General features: G+C 64.5%; 15 protein-coding genes. 10 read left to right on the forward strand and 5 right to left on the reverse strand.

Features of this window, described 5'->3' with window-relative positions:
• The first annotated feature begins 55 nt into the window (after positions 1–55).
• The 3 genes from VM054_10235 to VM054_10245 all read left to right on the forward strand — a co-directional run bounded on the left by VM054_10235 (position 56) and on the right by VM054_10245 (position 3,236).
• A complete protein-coding gene (locus tag VM054_10235; protein ID HUT99438.1) occupies positions 56–883 on the forward strand; it encodes a FecR domain-containing protein in 828 nt (275 codons plus the stop codon).
• A 23-nt stretch (positions 884–906) separates the two neighbouring features.
• Positions 907–2,172 carry a hypothetical protein gene (locus VM054_10240; GenBank protein ID HUT99439.1) on the forward strand — a complete coding sequence of 422 codons (1,266 nt, stop codon included), beginning with the start codon at positions 907–909 and terminating at the stop codon, positions 2,170–2,172.
• A gap of 125 nt (positions 2,173–2,297) precedes the next feature.
• Entirely contained in the window at positions 2,298–3,236 is a 939-nt protein-coding gene (locus tag VM054_10245; protein HUT99440.1) for a tyrosine-type recombinase/integrase, read from the forward strand.
• A gap of 382 nt (positions 3,237–3,618) precedes the next feature.
• On the opposite strand, the gene VM054_10250 is transcribed toward VM054_10245, so the two are convergent.
• The 4 genes from VM054_10250 to VM054_10265 form a co-directional block, all read right to left on the reverse strand.
• Positions 3,619–4,980 (reverse strand): trypsin-like peptidase domain-containing protein, encoded by a 1,362-nt coding sequence (locus VM054_10250; GenBank protein HUT99441.1) that lies wholly within the window; start codon positions 4,978–4,980, stop codon positions 3,619–3,621.
• On the reverse strand, positions 4,981–6,519 hold the full coding sequence (locus tag VM054_10255; GenBank protein HUT99442.1) for a S41 family peptidase: 1,539 nt from the start codon (positions 6,517–6,519) through the stop codon (positions 4,981–4,983).
• Positions 6,520–6,985: 466 nt separating this feature from the next.
• A complete protein-coding gene (locus VM054_10260) occupies positions 6,986–8,638 on the reverse strand; it encodes a DNA methyltransferase (GenBank protein ID HUT99443.1) in 1,653 nt (550 codons plus the stop codon).
• Between the two features lie 9 nt (positions 8,639–8,647).
• The gene (locus VM054_10265; GenBank protein ID HUT99444.1) at positions 8,648–9,856 is read right to left on the reverse strand and encodes a peptidoglycan DD-metalloendopeptidase family protein; all 1,209 of its coding nucleotides are present in this window, start codon (positions 9,854–9,856) and stop codon (positions 8,648–8,650) included.
• 105 nt (positions 9,857–9,961) lie between these two features.
• Between VM054_10265 and VM054_10270 the strand changes: the two genes are divergently transcribed.
• From VM054_10270 to VM054_10295, 6 genes are all read left to right on the forward strand, one after another.
• Positions 9,962–10,720, forward strand: a complete 759-nt coding sequence (locus tag VM054_10270) for a prepilin peptidase (protein ID HUT99445.1) — start codon at positions 9,962–9,964, stop codon at positions 10,718–10,720.
• Between the two features lie 41 nt (positions 10,721–10,761).
• Positions 10,762–11,880, forward strand: a complete 1,119-nt coding sequence (locus VM054_10275) for an HD domain-containing protein (protein HUT99446.1) — start codon at positions 10,762–10,764, stop codon at positions 11,878–11,880.
• Between the two features lie 245 nt (positions 11,881–12,125).
• Complete coding sequence (locus VM054_10280; protein ID HUT99447.1) at positions 12,126–13,211, forward strand: hypothetical protein; 1,086 nt, start codon at positions 12,126–12,128, stop codon at positions 13,209–13,211.
• 148 nt (positions 13,212–13,359) lie between these two features.
• Positions 13,360–14,373 (forward strand): Ig-like domain-containing protein, encoded by a 1,014-nt coding sequence (locus VM054_10285; protein ID HUT99448.1) that lies wholly within the window; start codon positions 13,360–13,362, stop codon positions 14,371–14,373.
• Between the two features lie 180 nt (positions 14,374–14,553).
• Positions 14,554–15,714, forward strand: a complete 1,161-nt coding sequence (locus tag VM054_10290) for a hypothetical protein (protein ID HUT99449.1) — start codon at positions 14,554–14,556, stop codon at positions 15,712–15,714.
• A 42-nt stretch (positions 15,715–15,756) separates the two neighbouring features.
• On the forward strand, positions 15,757–16,944 hold the full coding sequence (locus VM054_10295) for a hypothetical protein (GenBank protein ID HUT99450.1): 1,188 nt from the start codon (positions 15,757–15,759) through the stop codon (positions 16,942–16,944).
• A gap of 157 nt (positions 16,945–17,101) precedes the next feature.
• On the opposite strand, the gene VM054_10300 is transcribed toward VM054_10295, so the two are convergent.
• Positions 17,102–17,485, reverse strand: coding sequence for a hypothetical protein (locus tag VM054_10300; GenBank protein ID HUT99451.1), 384 nt, complete (start codon positions 17,483–17,485; stop codon positions 17,102–17,104).
• A gap of 275 nt (positions 17,486–17,760) precedes the next feature.
• Between VM054_10300 and VM054_10305 the strand changes: the two genes are divergently transcribed.
• Complete coding sequence (locus VM054_10305) at positions 17,761–19,590, forward strand: T9SS type A sorting domain-containing protein (protein HUT99452.1); 1,830 nt, start codon at positions 17,761–17,763, stop codon at positions 19,588–19,590.
• Positions 19,591–19,790: the final 200 nt, after the last annotated feature.

Genomic DNA, 19,790 nt, shown 5'->3' on the forward strand with positions numbered 1-19,790 from the left:
TATTCTTAAATTTATATATCACCTAAAGTATTTACACGAAATAAGGAGGACCGGCATGTACCGACGCTTTAGGCTGATTCCCTGGCTGACCCTGACGGCCTTTTGGGTCTTCATCCTGGCTCCGCCGGCCTTCGCCGAGGAGTCCCTCGGCCGCGTGGTGGACCTGGTGGGGAAGGTGACCGTGACCCGCGGCTGGTCCACCACCGATCTCGCCAAGGGCGACCTGGTGTACTCGGGCGACGTGGTGGAGGCCTCGCGCAACTCCTCGGCGGAGCTGGTCCTCGGGAGCGGCCACCACGTGAAGGTCAAGGCGGGCACGAAGCTGCGCGTCTCGCCCCTGGGATCGAGCTACGAGGTGCAGACCTTCTACGGCTCGGTGCTGGCCGCCGTGGTGAGCTCCCAGGAGGACGCCCGCGGGTTCCGCGTCTCCACCCCCACCGCCTCGGGCGCCGTGCGCGGGACCCTTTTCACCGCCGAGGTGGCCGAGGACGGGGCGACGACCTTCCGCGTGCTCTTCGGCGAGGTCACCGCCTCGGACGCCGCGGAGACCGCCGAGGTCGTGCTCGGCCCGCAGACGAAGACCACGGTCGCCGCCGAGGGGACGCCGACCGCCGGGGTTCCGCTCACCTCCTCCGAAATCGCCGAGCTGGAGGCCTGGGCGGGCGAGCTACTCTCCCTGGGCGGGGTGAGCGCCGCCGAATCGGCCCTGGAAACCCTCACTGCGGGCGTGGGTGAGGGCGGAGCCGGTGGCGCCGCCACCTTCCCCTGGGTCCTGGTCGGCGCCGTGGGCGCGGTGGCCGCCACCGCGGCCATCGTCTACCTGACCGCCGAGCCCCAGGAGTCGGGCGAGGGGTCCACGATTGACATAGACGTAAACTGGTAACCACCGACGAACCGGGAGGATTCATGAAAAGACCGCTTGCGTTTTTCGCTGTCCCGGCCGTCATCTGTGCGCTCGTCGCCTGCGACCTGACGGGTGTCGGCGGTGAGCCGGGCCGGGTGGCCCTCGACCTGGAAATCGTGAGCCCGTCGGGCGGGCTCGACGTGGACCGGGTGCGGGTCAGAATCACCGCGCCGGATTTCGACGCGGACCGCTGGTACGAACTGGAGATTGACGGGAACGGCGCCTCGGGCAGCCTGGACTGCGAGCCGGGCACGGACCGCTTCGTGGAGGTGGACGTATACGAGGACGGCGCGATTTCCTACACCGCCGCCGGCACGGTGAACCTGGAGCCGGGCGAGACGAAGACCCTCTCCCTCGTCGCCGATTCGGTCTACTCGGACTACCTCCGTATCACCGGCCGCGTCGGCAGCTTCGGCGCCCGGGACCACCAGCTCGACAGCCCGTCGGACGTGGTCGTCGCCCAGGGATACCTCTACGTCGTGGACCCCCCCGCCCGCACGCTCAAGGCCTACGACCCGGCCGACCTCGAGGCGCCGCCGGTCTGGGTCCGGGACCTGTCCTTCCTGGACGACGAGACCGAGCTCCCCTATTTCCCGGCCACCATCGTGTACTTCCCCGAGCTGGGCGACCTCCTCGTGGCCGACCCGGTCAACGGCCGCCTGGACGCCTTCGACCCCGCCGACGGCACCCACAACGGTGAGATCACCGTTCCCGACGGTCTCACCAATCCGGCGGACATGCTCTACTGGCCGTACGCCGGGAGCGTCTTCGTGGTGGATACGGACGACTCCGAGCTCTACCTCCTGGACCAGAGCGGCTACCCCGAGATGGGCGGCCGCGTTCTCTACGACGGGGAGAGCCAGGTGATAGAAAACCCCGTGGGGGTGGCTCTGACGGGCTCGGCCGGTGAAATCGCCTACCTGGCGGTCACCAGCGCGCCGGAGGAGGAAGGGGTGCCGGGCCGGATTTACTTCTATACCTATTATTTCGACGAGGGGCCCGAGTACACCGGCTCCGCCGGGGAGGACCACCTCGAGCACCCCGCGGGCATCGCCTGCGCCGAGGGCATGCTCATCGTGGCCGACGCCACGCTCCACGCGCTGAAGATATTCGACGCCGAGGGCGGCTTCCTGGACAGCTTCGGCTCATTCGACGACCGCCTGGGGACCTTCACCAACCCCCTGGGCGTCTTCGCCGGCGACCTGCGGCTCTACGTGGCGGACTCGTTCAACCACCGGGTCCAGCACTTCGACATCCCGGAAAGGTGACCCCCGGGTCGGGGGAGCGGTAGCCGTGGACGAGGCGGTGGCCGTTTACGCCGATAGGTAGCCTTCGGGGCGGCCCGTGGGATGAATTCTCCGCGGGCCGCCGTTCGGTAAAAAAGGAGGCGCGCGTGCCGGAGGAGGGCGACGGACGGGAGCTGATCGAGCGCTTCCTGGCCCACCTCGCCGGAGAGAGGGGCTACTCGCCGGCCACCGTGGCGGCGTACCGCTCCGATCTGGGCTCCATCGAAAAGCGGACCGGGCCGCTGGACGGCCTGACTTCGGCCGCGCTGGTCGGGTACCTGCTCGTGGAGAAGGAGGCGGGCCGGGCTGCGTCCACCATCCGCCGCCGCCTGGCCGCTTTGCGGTCCTTTGCCAATTTCGCCGCCGCCGAGGGGCTTTTCGACCGGCCCCTGGGGGACCTCACCCTGCCCCGTCACGCCGAGCCGCTGCCCAAGCCGCTCCGGCCTGAGGAAATCGAGGCGCTGCTCGCGGCCGCCGCGCGCCGCCTGGAACGGGCGGAGGACAAGGCGGATTCCGTATACAAGCGGTTATCGCCGACGCAACGCGCGCTCCGGGACCTGGCGCTCCTGGAGCTCCTCTACGCCTCCGGGCTGCGCGTCTCCGAGGCGCTCTCCGTCGAATGGACGCAGCTCGACCTGCGGGCCGGCTACGTCCGAATTACCGGCAAGGGCGGGCTGCAGAGAGTCGTGCCGGTGGGCGAAACCGCCCTCCGGGCGCTCACGCGGTACCGCGACGCGCTGGGGCAGCCGAAGAGGGCGGACCCGGTCTTCTGCTCACGGCCCGGCTCGGCCCTGAAGCGGAACCGTGTCAATCGGCTGCTGGCCGGGCTGGCCGCCGAGGCCGGGCTGGACATCGCATCGGGGCCCCACCGGCTCCGTCACAGCTTCGCCACACATCTTTTAGCCGGCGGGGCGAGCGTGCGGCTGGTCAAGGAGCTCCTGGGCCACAGCCGTTTGACAGAGACCCAGCGCTACACCAGGGTGGAGGTGAGCCGCCTGGAGCGGGCGCACCGGGAGTCGCACCCGCGCTCTCGCCGGAAGGGATAGGCGCGCCCACGGGGCCAGGGAGGGGGGCGAAGCGACATCCCTCTCCCTCCGGGAGAGGGACCGAGGGTGAGGGCAGCCTGATAAAAACGGGCGGACCTGAAGGTCCGCCCCTACATCATCGCAATTCGCGGCGGCCCGCGGAGGGGCCGCCCTACACCACCGCTGACAAACCGTCGGGCCGGGGAGAGGGGTGGACGGGAACGTAGAAACGGCGGCCAACAGAAGGTCCGCCCCTACGTCATCACAATCCGCATTCCCCTCTCCCTTCCAGGGAGCTGCGCGCCGACGGGCTAGGGTGAGAGTCGGGGCCTGAAAGCGGCGGGGTTAGGAAACCCCGCCCTACGTTATCGGTTTTTAATCGGTGCCCACCGGACGCCGTTGCTCAGACGATCAACGGCAGGCTCAACGGAACGATGAACACCTTGCCCTCGTAGCGCGTCGGCCCCCAGAAGAGACCGACGGCGAAGTTCCGCTCCAGGTAGCTCTTCGCCACCACCCGCTCCAGCACCCCGGGGGTCTCCAGTTCCTCGTCCTCCTCGGTGGCGAACTCGGCGCCGGCCAGGGCGCGGTAGATCTTCGGCATCTCGAGGGGGTAGGCCAGGCGGTCCGACGCGCCGTCCGGGACGAGGCCGGTCACACGGACGCCGCCGGGCACGGGCTCCGTCTGCAGGCCCAGGTAGAAGTGAAGGGCGTCGTGGGCCCCCAGGCGGGGTTCGGCGGGACGCTCACCCAGGACGACCCGCACCGTCAGCTCCACGTCCCCCCGGAGGATTCCCAGCTCGACCGTCTCCCCGATTCTCCGTGCAAGCATGGCGGTCTGCAGCACGATGGGATCGCCGACCGGCTCTCCGTCGAGGGTTTCGAGAACATCGCCCCTCGCCAGCCCCGCGGCCTCGGCCGGGGAACCGGGGAGGAGATACCGGACGACGAGCCCCGGACCGTCGTCGTTCACGACGGGCACCAGACCCAGGCAGGGCCGCTCTATCCCCCCTCCCTCCTCGAGCCTCTCGACGACTCCGCGGAGGAGCTCCGCCGGCACGACCAGGGCCCGGCCCGAATCGGAGAATGGTCCCGGTCGCGCCACCACCAGACCCGCCACCCGACCGTCGCCGTCCACCGCCGGTCCGCCCCAGCAGAACGGCTCCACGGCGGCGGCTAAGAGATACGAACGCTCTATCTGCGTGAATCCGCTCCTGACGCGTCTCCCCGTGGCCAACGCCGGGACGTCCACCAGGCCGAGCTCGGGCGACAGGCCGAGGATGTGCAGGGCCGCGTTGGCCTCCAGGCCGTCCGTTGAAACCCAGGTCACGGGCGGGGGCGGGTCCTCGATTTTCAACAGCGCGACTCCGGTGGGCCCGTCCACCCCCACCACCTCGGCCGGACGCTCCTCGCCGTCGGCGGTGCGCACCCAGACCATGCGCCAGCCGGTGAGGAACTCGGCGCTGGTCAACACGTGTCCCTCGGAGTCCACGACGAAGCCGGACCCGGGGTAGCGCGGGGGCGAGACCTCGGTGAGCCCCGGCTTGATGTCGGGCACGCGCCAGCGGAGGTCGGTGTCCACCCGGACGGCGACCACGGCCCCCTTGGCGTTCAGGGCCTCCGCGCAGAGGCGGGCGCCGCAGGTGGCGCAGTAGAGGTTCTCCGCCGGTGAGGCCTCGCCGCAGACGGGGCACACCACGCTTTCGGCCGTGGCGGCCACGACCGAAAGGCAGACCAGAGCCGCAATCATCCGGAGCGGGGTCATCTACTCCTCGGCGGCCAGCTCGGCGAGCTTGACCACGGTGGCGGTGCGGGCCTGGGCGAGGGCGGTCTCATCGTTCATCAGCCGGCCGACCTCGGCGATCCACGAATCGCGGGAAGCCCGGAAGCGGGCGGCGTTGGCGCGACCGTCCACCCCGCCGATCTGGGCGATTATCTCGGAGCGCGTGTAGAGGCGGAGCTGATCGAGCACCTCGGGCGTGAGCTCGGCCGGGACCCACTCGAAGGGCTTCGCCTGGGCGTCCATGAAGGCCGTGACGAGACCGGTCAGCTCCTCGTCGGTGAGGGAGGCGAAGGTCCCCTCCGGATCAATCTCGTGCTTCAGGCGGAACTCGGTGGCGAGGGCGCGGTGGTAGCCCGACCCGACGAAGTGCGCGGTGAAGCCGGTGTAGATGACCGGCTCCAGGTACACGTCGGGGTCTATGCCCACGCCGTCAATGCAGACGCCGTCGGGGGTGAAGTACCGGGCGATGGTGAGCTTGATGGCCATGTCGTCGGGGGCGCCGGGCTGGAGCTTGGAGAGGTTGAAGATGCTCTGCACCGAGCCCTTGCCGAAGGTGGTGGTGCCGAAGACCAGGGCGCGGTTCCAGGCCCTCAGGGCGCCGGTGACTATCTCCGAGGCCGAGGCCGAGCCGGAATCCACCAACAGAGCCACCGGGACGTCGGTCCGGAAGCCGTTCCCCGCGGCCCGGTACTCGGTGTGGGTCTCGACGGCGTTGCGGCCCTCGGTGTAAACCACCAAATCCCCGGGCTTCGAGAAGATCTGGCTCACCTCGATGGCGGCCTCGAGCGTGCCGCCCGGGTTGCTCCGCAGGTCCAGAAGCAAGACGCGCATCCCCTCCGCGGTGAGATCCTGGATCGCCGAGGTGAGCTCCTCGGCGGTGTCGTCCGAAAAATCGCTGATGCGGATGTAACCGGTGGCGTCGTCCACCATGAAGTGATCCGGGACGCTGTCCACCTTTATCTCTTCGCGGACCAGGGTGATATTCATCACGTCGTCCATGCCGGGGCGGTAGATGGAGAGGGTCACCTCGGTACCCGGCTCGCCGCGCATCATCGCCACCGCCTCGTTGATGTCCATCTCGTAGGTGCTCTTGCCGTCAATCTCGAGGATTTTGTCGCCGGGCATGAGGCCGGCCCGCGACGCCGGTGTGTCATCGAAGGGCGCCATAACCGTCAGCGTCTTGTCCTCGGTGGTTATCTGCACCTGCATCCCCAGGCCGCCGAACTTGCCCGTGGTCTCCAGCCGCAGGTCGTCGTAGAGGTGCGGGTCCATCAGCATGGAGTGGGGGTCCAGCGTCGCCAGCATCCCCTGAATGGCCCCGTAGATGAGCTCGTCGAAGGGCATCTCCTCCACGTACTCCCGGCTCACGAGCCGCAGGGCCGCGTTGAAGGTGGCCAGAAGCTGGTAGGAGTTGACGTCGCTCCCCTCGGCCAGGACGACGCTGCCCGCTCCCACGATGACCCAGAGGGAGAGGCCGAGAAGCACGCCCACGACCAGGGTGGTGAATATTTTCTTGCCCATGTTCACTCCAGGGTGTGATGGAAGGTGTCCAAAGCGGGTCCCGCCCGCCGTACGTTATAAGCTTACGCGACGCCCGCCGGTCTAGTTGCGCCCTCAAACAATCCCCCCTCTCCCCTCTGGGGAGAGACTCGCCTACGGGTAGGGGTGAGGAGTGGCGGGCGGGTCAGGAGACCCGACACTACTTATTTTTTCCTTGACAATGCATATATAAATATGTTACAATATACATAGAAAGTTTGCATATATGAAAGGAGGTGAAATGTCCAGACGACGCTCAAACAGGCCCAAAACAGTCACCGTTAGAAGTCATATAAGACGGCTTCGAAGTGGAAGTACTGTTAGGGTAACACGTCATAGAAGATCTAGCCCGAGAAGATAGTGATAAAGATACTTCTTTTTTACTACTTCTTAGTTGCATAGACATCAATGGCGTGACTGTATACGAGGAGGACCATAGGGTCCTCCTCTACGATTCGGAACCCATCTCTTCCTGATATTCCCGCCGGTGGCGCGGGGCCTTCTTGGTGTACTCGATGCGGCCCGCTTCGGGATACTCCACCCGCGCCCGGCCCTCCATTAAATCCTTCAACCAAATCACCTGCAACCTTGGGTAGTCCCGCGTGCCCAGGGTTACGGTCCCCTTGCCCGCGGCGTGCTCGCGCATCTTGGACGTGGGCTTGAGGGCGCTCACCAGCGCCCCCAGGTCCGCCCCCTCGCGCACCACCACCGCGTCCAGATAACCCACATCCTTGACGCCGGTACTGCCCCCCTTAACCTCGATTAACGCTTTCCCGTCACGAACCTTCTTCCCCTCGGGGTAACCGAAAAAGAGGTAGCCGTCAATGCCGGTGTCGGGCCCTTTTCGCCCGCCCTTATAGGGCATGGCCCCAATCTCGCTCAACACCCACAGCTCGAACTCGTGCTTGTCGGCGCGGGCCAGCTCCAGCGCCCCGGCGTAGCTGGCCGGAAGGCCGTGGGTTTCTATCTCGATGCCGGGGAAGGCGGCGGTCAGGCGGGTGCGGATGAGGTTTATCGCCAGGTGGGTGATGTCTATGCCGATCCAGGAACGGCCAAGCTTTTCGGCGGCGTGGACCGTCGTCCCGCACCCGCAGAAGGGGTCGAGGACCACATCGCCCTCGTTGCTGCTGGCCGAGATGATGCGCTCTAGCAAAGCTTGGGGTTTCTGTGTGGGATAGCCAAGGCGTTCAGCATCATGTGCACCAATTTGCACAATATCGTCCCACAGATTTTGAATTGGCATGCCCATGAGTTCGTCCACGAAGCTTTTTCTCCGTAAACGTCCATTTTTATTCTTAGGGAAGTGGATACGGCCTTCTTTATCCCACTGCTCCATTTTTTCTTTTGTAATCATCCAACCGTTAGCAGGTGGTTTAAAACCTTTGTATTCATAAATTAAATTTGGTCGATAAGCTGGGTTCGTAAGGCTCGTTGCTTGGTACCTTCTACCGTTTTCATCAACTAAGGTAAAGCATTTAGCGACATATTCCTTATATTCCTTAGAATCCTTATTATACTGGGGTGTGAACTTCGCTTTTAACGACTTAGAATAAAAGAAAATAATATCTGTACAAGTACCAAAACGATTTGATTCGTGAACTGCGCTAGAAAAACCATGACGTCTTTTCCACGTAATCTCATTTCGGAAATTATTTACCCCAAACACCGCATCCATCACCAGCTTGAGGTAGTGGCTAGCCGTGGGGTCGCAGTGGAGGTATATGCTCGCGGTATCCTTCATCACCCGGCGAATCTCCAGCAGCCGGTTCGCCATATGCACCAGGTACGCCATCATGTCGTTCTGGCCGAGAAACTGGAGCAGGGCGCCGGTCAGCTTCGCCAGGTCGCTGTTGCCGTAGGGGTTATTCCGGATTTCCTCGTACTCGCGCTCGGTCTGGATGGTCCAGTGCCAGGTGTCCTCGAAGGCCCGAATCTGGGCGGCGTCGCCCAGCTCCTCCGGCGGTTTGAAGAGGACGGTGTAGGTGGCGTTGGAGTTGAAGGGCGGGTCGAGGTAGACGAGGTCCACGGAGGCGTCCGGAATCATCCCCCGCATGACGTCGAGGCAATCACCGTAGTAGAGCTGGCGCGTGCGTTCTTTCACCGTCGTCCCTTATTCCGCCAGGTACACCAGGGGGTCCACGGCCCGGCCGGCCTTGCGGATCTCGAAGTGCAGCGCCGGCTCGGTGATGGAGCCCGTCGAGCCCACGGTGCCCAGCCGCTGGTTCTCCTCCACCCGGTCCCCCACCCCGACCAACAGGTCCTGGGCGTGGGCGTAGAGGGTATGGACGCCGTCGGCGTGGGCGACGACCAGGAGCTTGCCGTAGCCCTGGAACCAGTCGGAGTAGATGACCTCCCCGGGGAGGACGCTCACGAAGTAGCGGCCCTCGGGGGCGGCGATGTCTATGCCGTCGGACTTGGTTGTGGTGCCGTAGCGCGGGTCCTCGACGCGGCCGAAGTAGCGGATGATGGTCCCCTCGGTGGGCCAGATGCGCAGCTTGGGTATATTGGAGCTGTAAACGTCGGAGTCGGGTATATCGGCCACGCTCATCTCGCGCCCGGCGCGCTCGCTGGCGTCGGCGGCCACGAGCTGGTCCAGCTTCGACTGCAGCCGGGACGCCGCCTTCTCCTTCTCCTGGATCACCGCCTCGTAGGCCGAGCGCTCCCGCTGCACCTGCTCGAGGAGTGTCTGTTTCTCGGCGAGGTCGCTCTCGTAGAGGGCCAGCTCCTCCCTGGCCAGCTCCTCGAGGCGCTCGAGGGTTCCCATGGCCACATTGAGGTCGGCTTTTCTGAGCTCCTGCTCGTCCACGGCGGCCAGAATCTCGTCGTAGATGGTGCGGTCCTGGTGGGCGAAGGCCTTGAGGAAGAGGAATCGCCGGGCCATGGCGGAGAAGTCCCGGGCGGAGAAGACGAAGCGGGAGCCGCCGTCGCGGCCTATCATGTACAGAAGGGAGAGCCGCCGGCCCAGAAGGTCCCGCCGCTCGTCGGCCTGGCGCTCGAGGCGGTCTATCTCCATCTGTGTGGCGGCGACGGCCTCGGCGGTGGTGCCCTGGGCCTTCTGCAGGCGGCGCTGGTTGGCCCGTCCCCGCTCGGCGCGCTGCTGTAACAACTGGAGCTCGCCCAGGATGCCCAGCTCCTGCCGGCGGACCTTCTCCCGCGCCTGGCGCTGGGCCCGCAGGTCGTCCTCGATGGCCGACAGCTCGGAGCGGATTTCCTCCACCCCGGCCAGCGCCCGGTGGGCGAACAGGGCCACCCCGGCGAAGACCGCCAGTCCGACCAACGCCAGGGACAACACGGGCACGAGGCGCCTGACCTTCGACACGGGGATTCCTCCGCCCCAAGCCTAGCACCGACGGCCCGGCGCGTCAACCGGAGCGCGGGGTGTGGTAAACTAAGGCCGGACTCGCGAGCCGGAGGGACCCGCCCCTTGGCCAGCTTCGTCTACGCCTTCGTGGCCCTGATCCTGGGCCTGGTGGTGGGCAGCTTCGCCAACGTGCTCATCTACCGCATCCCGCGCCGCATCTCCATCCTGCGTCCGGGGAGCTTCTGCCCCGAGTGCAAGGAACCGCTCACCGTCAACGAGAAAATCCCGGTCCTGAGCTATCTGACCCTGGGCGGCAAATGCGCCCACTGCGGGAAGCGGATTTCGCCGCGCTACCCCGTGGTCGAGCTGGCCAACGCCCTGGGCTGGCTGGGGGTCTTCGCCGTGGAGGGGTTCACCTTCGCCGGGGTGACGGGCTGCATCCTCTTCACGGGCCTGCTGGTGGCGGCGGCGACCGACCTCTCCGAGGGGGTCATCCCGAACAAGCTGTGCCTGGGGCTGGGTATTTTCGGCCTGGCGGCGAGCTTCTACCCCTTCGGTCTCGAACCGCTCGAAAGCCTCCTCGGGGCGCTGGTCGGCGGGGGGCTTTTGCTGATTTTCGCCGTCCTGGGGCGGCTGGTGTTCAAGCGTGAGGCGATGGGCGGCGGGGATTTGAAATTGCTCGCCGCGTCCGGGGCCTTCCTGGGTTGGAAGCTGGTGCTGGTGGCGGCCTTCATCGCCGTGGTCGCCGGGGCGCTCTACGGCGCCGTCTATAAAATCGTCACCCGAAAGGAGACGCTGCCCTTCGGACCGTTTTTGGCCGCGGGGGTGATGGCGGCCTACCTGGCCGGCGACGCCATCCTGGCCTGGTATCTTTTTCTGTGACCGGCCGTCCCGAAGGTCGGCCCCTTCAACCTGAACGACCCATGACCTTACCGCGCGGGAAAAAGGACTGGGAGGAGTTGGAGGAGCGGGAGCTCTCGCGCTGCGCGGCCAAGTCGCGGGACGCCCGGCGCCGCGACCCCGCCTACCTCCCCGACCCCCTGCGCACCGAGTTCGCCCGGGACCGCGACCGCATCCTCCACTCGCGCCACTTCCGCCTCTTGATGCACAAGACGCAGGTCATCCCCGGCCCGCCCCACGCCCGCTTCACCACCCGCCTGACCCACACCCTGGAGGTGATGCAGGTCGCCCGAAGCCTGGCGCGCTCCCTCAAGCTCAACGAGGACCTCACCGAGGCGATTTCCCTGGGGCACGACCTGGGTCATTCCCCCTTCGGCCACGCCGGGGAGGACGCCCTGCGGGGGATCATGCGCCGCGCCGGGGCCGGCGGATTCGAGCATAACGAGCACTCCCTGCGCGTGGCGGACGTGCTGGAGGCCCTCGACCTGACGCGGCCCACCCGCCAGGGCATCCTCTGCCACACGCGCTACGACCCGGCGGACTACCCCGGCGGTCGCACATTGCCCCCCGAATTCACCGAGCTGGGCTACGCGCCCAAGGGGGAGCCCTGGGCCCGGCCGCGGACGCTGGAGGCTCAGGTGGTGGACCTGGCCGACGAGATAGCCTACCTGGCCCACGACACGGAGGACATGCGCCAGGCGGGGCTCTTCGATTCCCACCGGGGCGGGCTTCCGGACCGCCTGGCCCTCTTCCTGCGCTCGCCCAAGCGGGAGACCCTGGGCGTGATAATAAGAACCCTCACCCGGCACGCCGCGGGGCAGCTCGACGAGGCCGAGCGCGAGGGGGTCGAGTATCCCATTATCGGCTACCCCGAAGACCTGGGCGGGCTCATCGCGGAGTTCAAGGCCTTCTCCCGGGAACGATTTTATTCGCACCCCGCCGTCGCCGGGGTCTGCGAAGAGGCTCGGGAGGTTTTAGAGGGGCTCTTCACCCGCTGGCTGGTGGAACCGCCGACGGAGGAGCTGGCGGCAAAATTCGCCGGGGCCGACGGCCCGACGCGCCACCGCCTCCTCCTGGACCGCGTCGTCGAGCTCACCGACCCCGAGGCGCTCCACCTCTACGGGGGGTTGAAAGTGAAATGAATGCGCGGCGGGAATAGGAATCCCCGCCCTACGCTCGACGATCGCCACGAATCCGACCCGTAGGGGCGACCGGTAGGACGAGTCCTCCACGGTCGCCCGCGGGCGGACCTGAAGGTCCGCCCCTACGTCATCGCAAATGCGAGGCCCGGGTCGGGGCGGCTTTTTTGTTGACCGACAACCCCAAAAGGTGTATTTTGTATGTGTGTGAGAAACATCATTTATAAGCCAGAAAAGGGGGAAAAGAGATGAAAAGAATGATGTTAGTATTTCTCGCCGTCTTCCTCTCCACGGTTTACGCACAGGATCTCCTCATCGGCCACACCGATCCGGGGCAGACGTCGGGCGTCATGGCCAACATCGCCGGCGACCCCTTCTACGACACGGTGGACCTCGAGGACTGGACCAGCCAGACGCCCACGGTGGACCACCTGCAGGAGTACGACTGCGTCTTCACCTGGAGCCACTCCGCCTACCAGGACAAGACGACCCTGGGCAACAACCTGGCCGACTACGTGGACCAGGGCGGCGCCGTGGTCATCGTAAATTTATGCTGGAGTTACCCCTTCGAGCTGTCGGGCCGGATTATGAGCGACACCGATTACTGCCCGCTGGAACTCGTCTGGAGGGCCCAGGGACGGGAGGACCGCCAGGGTCTGGGGGATTACGACGCCGACCACCCGATCATGGACGGCGTGGAGTCCATCACCGAGATCGAGTACTGGGAATACCTGGACGTCCGCCCCAGCGTCACCTGGCTGGCCGACCTGACCAACTTCTACGCCCTGGCGGGCATCAACGCCGACCAGAACGTGGTCGGCATCAACCTGTACCCCGGCGACTACCGCTACTGGGAGGGCGACGGCTGGATTCTCTTCAACAACGCCATCCGGTACCTGATGGACACGGACACCGCCCCGCCCTACGTGGACGACATCTACCCCGGGGACGGCGAGTGTGAGATTCCCGAGGAGGTGGTTTTTCACTGCAAGGACGAGCAATCCTGCGTAGATTCAACTACCATCTCATTCACCCTCCAGGACGAAACGCTGGGTCGCGGATGCGCCATCGGGACCGGCGCCGCCGTCGGCGCCCCGGTTTCACCGGCCGCTTTAATCCCCGGCGACCTGGACATAGACGACACCGATCCCAAGGATGTCGTCTGCACCTGGACCCCCGACGAGCCGCTGGGTTGTGACAGATGGTACACCGCCACCGTGGACGGCTCGCTGGCCGACGTGCTCGGCAACGAGATGGGGGAGGACTTCGTTTGGGAATTCGGTGGATTTGACGTGGAGGAAACGAGCTGGGGCGTGCTGAAGACGGCGTTCTAGGGCCAGTTCCCGCAAGTCTGACGGAAAGAGTCCATTTGCGAAAAAAAAAGTGCATTCCATTTGACTACTGTTCCTTGAGTTTGTATAATACCTATGCCCTTTCTTAAGGATTGGGTAAACTAGCCAATACATCCAAAGGAGGATGGGAATGATGAGGACACTTACGCTTATCTTAGTTCTCTCCGTCAGCTTGGCCTTCGCGGGCGCGTTGTACACGGACGCCCCCGCCGATCTCGGACAGGTCGTGCCCGGCGGCGGCTACACCTGCCTGCCGCCCCCCTCGAACGACATTCTCTGGGAGAACCCCTTCGAATTCGCCCTGTGCACCAACGGCTACAACAGCAGCGACGGCTACCGTTGCGCCGACGACTTCGTCCTCGACGACGACGCCACCATCGAGGGGTTCACCTGCTGGAGCATCTTCACCGGCGGCCATCCCCAGCCCTTCGAAGTGACCGTCTGGGTTGACTCCGGCGGCGCTCCGGGCGCCGAGCAGTGGAGCGAGACCGTCTCCGACATCACCGACACCGACACCGGCTACACCGGCTGGGGCTACCAAATGTTTCAGACCGACATGGTGCTGGACAGCTCCTTCGATCTCAGCGCCGGCACCTACTGGGTGGAGTTCTTCTGGACCTCGAGCTACTTCTACTGGCTCGTCGAGAACGGCGGGAACCTGCGCCAGAACGGCGCCCCACAGGGTGTCTCCGGCTTCTTCGCGATCAACGGCTTCGAGGGCGAGCCAGACACCATACCGCCCATCGTGAGCGGCATGGATCCGGACGACGGCGAAATTGACGTGCCGCTCGACTCGAACATCGTCTTCCACTGCGTGGATGAAGCGCACTCCATTGACCTCGACACCATTGACTTCACCGCACGGGACACCAGCCTGCAATCCGACCGTGCCCTCGGCCTCGGCTCGCCGAACCGCACCATTGACGGCGACCTGGACGTAGACGACGCCGATCCCGTAGACGTCGTCTGCACCTTCGATCCCACCGATGACTTCACCATGGGCGACACCATCACCAACACCGTTGCCGCGGGCCTGGCCGACTCCAAGGGCAACGAGATGGCCGACGACTTCGTCTGGGTCTTCGACGTCGAGGGTGCCGTTACCACGACCACCTGGGGTGCCATCAAGGCCGTCGAGTTCTAATCACAGTCCCGGTAAAGCTGGGGAACCCCGCGGGGTTCCCCTTTTTGTACCGTCCTTGGCGCGCAATCCCGAAACGTCGAGGCGGAGCACGGGGGGACCCCGCGGGTTCCCCTTTTTCACTCCTTTCACCGCCCCGGTCAAACTGGTATACTTGGCCGAACCGCCGCGATGAAACGAACGATGGACCGAGACACGGACATAACCCGGTTGGAGAACCCGGACCGCCTGCTGGAACGGGCGGCGCAGATCGAGGGGGAAAACCCGACCAGCGCCGCCATGTACTACCTCCAGGCCGCGGAGCTCCTGGCCGGTTCGGGTGACGGCGACGGGGCCGATCGGGCCGCCCTGGGGGCGCTCCACCCCGCCGGGCTCGGCGACCCCGCCCTGTTGGATGAGGCGCTGGACTCGCTCCGGCGGGATTACGTCGGCGGCGACCGTTCCGACGCCGAGCGGCGCGCTTTAATGCGAAAGCTACTCCGTGCCGCGGGGAGGCTCGAGGACTCCTCGGCGCCCAGGTCCGCCGGCCGGGTGCGCTACCTGGCCTGGGAGACGGAGCACGCGCTCGTCCGCCGCTCCGCGCGGGCCGGCGGATTGAAGCCCACCCTGCACTGCTTCACCCTCTGGCTCTGGCGCGTCTTCGCCGGCTACGGGGAGAGGCCGCTCCGCCTGCTGACCGCCGGCGGCGGGGTCGTCTACCTCTTCGGCGTCCTCTTCATCGGCCTCAACCTCCTCGCCATCCACCTGAACGTCCTGCCGGCCGTCACCACCCCCAACATCTACGACCTGTTGGGCTACTTCGGAATCTCGCTGGCGGCCTTCGTAGGCAACGGCTTCGCCTACGCCGGTGATGCGTCGGGCTGGATACTGGTATCCCTCGAGGCGGTAATCGGCTGGCTCGTGATGGTCTCGTTCGTCACCGTCATCGTCCGGCGGCTGTTCCCCGGCGCGCCCCGAAGGCCGGACCCGTCGCCCCCCCGGGGCGCCCTTTATCGCCTGTGGGACTTCGTCACCGGGGGCGGGGAGCGGCCCTGGCGGCTGGGTCTCGTCGCGTTGGTGATTACCTTCGTCTTCGCCGCCCTCTTCGTCGCGGTAAACTACATCGCCCTGGTGACGCGCGCCCCGCCCCAGATTCTCTACTACGAAATCTACTCCCTCTTCGGCTACCTGGGCGTGTCCTTCGCGGCGCTCTGCGGCGACGGGTTCCGCTTCGCCGCGGGCGCCTTCGGCTGGATTCTGGTGTCCCTCGAGACCGTCCTGGGCTGGCTCTTGACCCTCTCCCTGGTGGCGGTGACGGCGGGGAGGATATTCCGCCGCGCCCCGGACCCCGGCGTAGACTCTTGACAACCCGCCAGCTATAATTAAGCGCTTCCAAGCGAGGTCGCCATGCGCAAGACCCTCATCCTCTCGCTGTCGCTGGCCGTCTTACTGACCGGCGGGTGCAACATTTTCTCGGGCGGCCCCGACGGCGGCGCCGGCAAGCAGGAGCCCCTCAAGCTCATCGGCGTGACCCTCGCCACCGCCGAGGACCCCGCCACCCCGACCAAGAACTTCCCCGCCGAGAGCGCCACCGTGGTCGTCTGGAAGCTCTCCTTCTCCGGCGACCCCGGCGCGGGCCACAGAGTGGAAGCGAAGTGGTTCTGGCACGACGGCACGCTCAAGTGGACCGAGGAGCGCAAGATCGCCGTCGGCGCCCCCAAGCCCGTCACCGTCGTCGGCGGCAAGGGTTACGACGAGCCCGGCGGCTGGGAGCCCGGCGTTTACACCATCAAGTTCTTCCTGGACGGCGCCCCGGTCGGCGAGGAGATTTTCCGCGTCACCGGCGAGGCCGCCCAGGCGCAGCCCATCCTCTTCGCCGGGGTGGACTTCCACCACGCCGGAGACATCACCGAGCCGGTCAAGGTCTTCGCCAAGGACGACACCGACACCATCATCTGGTTCGCGAAGTTCTCCCTGGCCGAGGGGTCCGCCGGCGACCACACCGTCACCGCCACCTGGCTCGACCCCGAGGGCAAGTCCCTCTGGACCGAGGAACGCGCCATCACCATCCCCGAGGGCGCCCTAGTCAAGCAGGTCGCCGGAGGCAAGGGCTACGAGGAGCCGGGGCAATGGGCCATCGGCACCTACACGCTTTTAATCGCCGTGGACGGCGAACCGATGGGTCAGGCCACCTTCCAGGTCGGCGATGTGCCCCCCGGTGATGAGGTCGAGCTGGCCGGCGCCACCGGGCTCGGCCTCATGCGCATCGCCTACTACAACCGCGGCGACTACGTCAACCAGATGACCGAGTTCAACAACTCCGAGACCGAGATGATCGTCTGGGAGGTGAGCATGCTGATCCAGCCCGCCACGCCCGAGGGCGGCCACAAGCTCGTCGCCAAGTGGTACCTCCCCGACGGCAGCGAGAAGTGGGTGCAGGAGGAGGAGTTCGACGTCACCGACGAGGACGCGAGCAAGCGCGTCATCGGCGGCAAGGGTTACACCAGCGTGGGAAACTGGGCCCTGGGCGAGTGGAACGTGAAGTTCTACCTGGACGGCGAGTTTTTGGGCCAGAAGGCGTTCACGGTCAAGTGACCCGATTCTGGAACGATGAAAGGCGGCCCGGCCGCCTGGGGCGCAAGTCCGGTAAAAGTTTCTACGATTACAGCCGGTGAGGCGGGTCAGAAGTGATTGGAAAAAAGGCGGGGTCGCCCCCGTCTTTGTATTTCTCGATTTTGTTGTGTTATTCCCCCTAATAGAGTTGAATATCCGCCACAACCGGTCCCTGTAGGGGGTACGAAAATAACGTGTAGCCGGTTCCCAAGTCGTTCGTGGCATCCACCATGCCGTCCCACCCGGCCTCCCACTCGTCGCCGAGATGAAACTCGTAGTATCCATATGCATTCGTGCTCACGCCGCCGATGGATGTCCACTCTTGCTCCTCCGGCTCTTTCTTGAACACAAACACGGCTGTTCCCGGCTGTGGGATCAGGCCTTTGTAAACGTGGCCGCAAACCTTATCCGCGTCATTGGCCAGGGGGCTTGCCTCGTCCGTCGAGAAGGCGTCGGAGCAGGCCACCAGGGCGATGACGCCGGCGGCGAGTGCGGCGAGGAGGGCTATGTACAGCGTTTTCATCACGTTCTCCTTTTGTGGTGTGAATTGCACTTTCGTGGAATCCCGAGCATTTATTAGCCCAAACATTCATGGTTGTCAAAACCCGACGGTAAAAAAATGTGACTTTTATGAAAGAATTTTTCCTCCAAGCCTTGACGCCCGGTTATTTTCGGACTAAATTAGCTATGTCAAGGGAGAGTAAGAGGGGTGGTTGTGTCGTGAAAGCGCTTCATTCAACGGTAATCCTGCTGTTTCTGGCCTCATTCTCCTCGGCCGGTGAGTGGCATATAGAGGCTGTGGACCCATCGACAACGGTGGACGTGGGCGCTTTTTCCTCCCTTGCACTGGATTCCAATGGTTATCCTCATATCTCATATTTCGATATTACTAATCTTGATCTCAAATACGCCCGGTGGAACGGTAGCTCTTGGCAGATAGAGACCGTTGACTCGGCGGGAGAAGTAGGCACGTACACTTCTCTGGAGCTGGATTCCTCCGGTTATCCCCGTATCTCGTATTACGACGACACCAACTGTACTCTTAAATACGCCAGGTGGGACGGCGATGTGTGGAGGATAGAGACCGTGGACTCGGTGGAAGATATAGGCTTTGGTACCTCTCTCGCGCTGGATGATTTAGGTTACCCACATATCTCATATGTCTTCAGAATGGATGAAGATTTAAAATACGCTTTCTGGGATGGCTCCAGGTGGCGAATTGAGACTGTTGACTCGGAAGGTAGGGTAGGCAGCTTCAACTCTCTGGAGCTGGATTCCTCCAATTATCCTCATATATCGTATTGCGATAATATAGAGTTTAAAATAAGTCATTTGAAGTACGCCCGCTGGGACGGCGAAGGTTGGCGGATAGAAATCGTGGACTCGGAGGGAGATGTGGGCGGTTTCAGCTCCCTGGCGCTGGATTCCTCCAATTACCCTCATATCTCGTATGTTGAAGGCAATGATTGGGACTTGAAATACGCCCGCTGGGACGGCTCCGCTTGGCGGTTAGAGACCGTGGACTCAGAGGGTAGCGTGGGTCTGTACACCTCCCTGGCGATTGATTCCAACGACTACCCCCACATCTCATATGGTGACCTTATAGGTTACCCGAATTATAATTTGAAATACGCCCACTGGGACGGCGCCGAATGGCGGATAGAGACCGTGGATTCAGAGGGGAACGTTGGCCAGTTCACCTCTATAGTGCTTGATACCTTCGATTATCCGCATATCTCGTATTACGATGGCGATAATGGAGACTTGAAGTATGCTCGGTACGAACCCAGCCGTTTTCACCTGCTTAGCCCCGGAAAAGGTGACACGATATACGAATTTCCCTTTACGTTCGACTGGGAGGACCACGACCTCGACGGGCTCGAGAGCTACACCCTCTGGTGGGGGACAGACCCGGATTTTTTAACCTACAACGAGGTCACGGATATCGGCGAGTCGGAGTATACGATAAGGGGGGGCATCGAGGACGGGGCGCGCGTCTACTGGCGGGTAAAGTCTCTGGACTCGGAAGGCGGGGAGTACTGGGCCGAGGAGCTGGACTGGTACTTCGACGTGGACCTGGGCGGCGGGGTGGACGTTGTTGACTTCGGTGTGGGCGCGACCGACGAGGGCGTCCTGGTCAACTGGCGCTTTTATGGCGAGACACCCGCCGAGGTGCGCGTCCTGCGCTCGGTTGGGGTAAGCGAGCCGGAAGAGGCTTCCGGGGCGCTTCCAGGAGAAGCTATCCGCTGGCTGGATACCGATGTAGAATATGGAGTAGAGTACCGCTACTGGCTGGAAACCATCGAGGCCGACGGGACGGTCTCCCGCTTCGGTCCCACGGAGGCGGTCTCCATCCCCGGGGCCGCGAGAGAGATAGCGTTATCCGTTTATCCAAGCCCGGCGAGCGGTTCATTCACCGTTGACTACACGCTGCCCGAGGACGGTAAGGTAACAGTCTCGCTCTACGACCTCTCGGGGCGGCGGATTGCGACCCTTCTCGACGGGGAGATGGCCGCCGGGCGCCACGATTTGAATTACGACGCCGCGGCGCTCCCACCGGGTGTGTACCTCGTGCATTTCGATACCGACGCCGGGACGCTCACCCGGCGCGTGGTGATTGCGCGGTAATCCGCGGGCGACCGTGGAGGACTCGTCCTACCGGTCGCCCCTACGGGTTTTATTCGCGGATGACGTAGGGGCGGGTGTCCACACCCGCCCGCGGCACCTGTCACCCATGCTGCGATGACGTAGGGGCCGACCGACGGCGCGCCGTTCAGGTCGGCCCGTTCATGATGTAGGGCGGGGATTTGCCAGGGGCATAGCTCGCT

This window comes from bacterium, from assembly GCA_035528375.1.
Taxonomy (GTDB): domain Bacteria; phylum RBG-13-66-14; class RBG-13-66-14; order RBG-13-66-14; family RBG-13-66-14; genus RBG-13-66-14.

Excerpts from the sequence above, each read along its gene's own strand:
- VM054_10280 (HUT99447.1), top strand. The coding sequence starts at position 12,126 with ATGAAAAGAATGATGTTAGTATTTCTCGCCGTCTTCCTCTCCACGGTT.
- VM054_10255 (HUT99442.1), bottom strand. The coding sequence starts at position 6,519 with ATGGGCAAGAAAATATTCACCACCCTGGTCGTGGGCGTGCTTCTCGGC.
- VM054_10235 (HUT99438.1), top strand. The coding sequence starts at position 56 with ATGTACCGACGCTTTAGGCTGATTCCCTGGCTGACCCTGACGGCCTTT.
- VM054_10250 (HUT99441.1), bottom strand. The coding sequence starts at position 4,980 with ATGACCCCGCTCCGGATGATTGCGGCTCTGGTCTGCCTTTCGGTCGTG.
- VM054_10295 (HUT99450.1), top strand. The coding sequence starts at position 15,757 with ATGCGCAAGACCCTCATCCTCTCGCTGTCGCTGGCCGTCTTACTGACC.
- VM054_10285 (HUT99448.1), top strand. The coding sequence starts at position 13,360 with ATGATGAGGACACTTACGCTTATCTTAGTTCTCTCCGTCAGCTTGGCC.
- VM054_10290 (HUT99449.1), top strand. The coding sequence starts at position 14,554 with ATGGACCGAGACACGGACATAACCCGGTTGGAGAACCCGGACCGCCTG.
- VM054_10275 (HUT99446.1), top strand. The coding sequence starts at position 10,762 with ATGACCTTACCGCGCGGGAAAAAGGACTGGGAGGAGTTGGAGGAGCGG.
- VM054_10240 (HUT99439.1), top strand. The coding sequence starts at position 907 with ATGAAAAGACCGCTTGCGTTTTTCGCTGTCCCGGCCGTCATCTGTGCG.
- VM054_10300 (HUT99451.1), bottom strand. The coding sequence starts at position 17,485 with ATGAAAACGCTGTACATAGCCCTCCTCGCCGCACTCGCCGCCGGCGTC.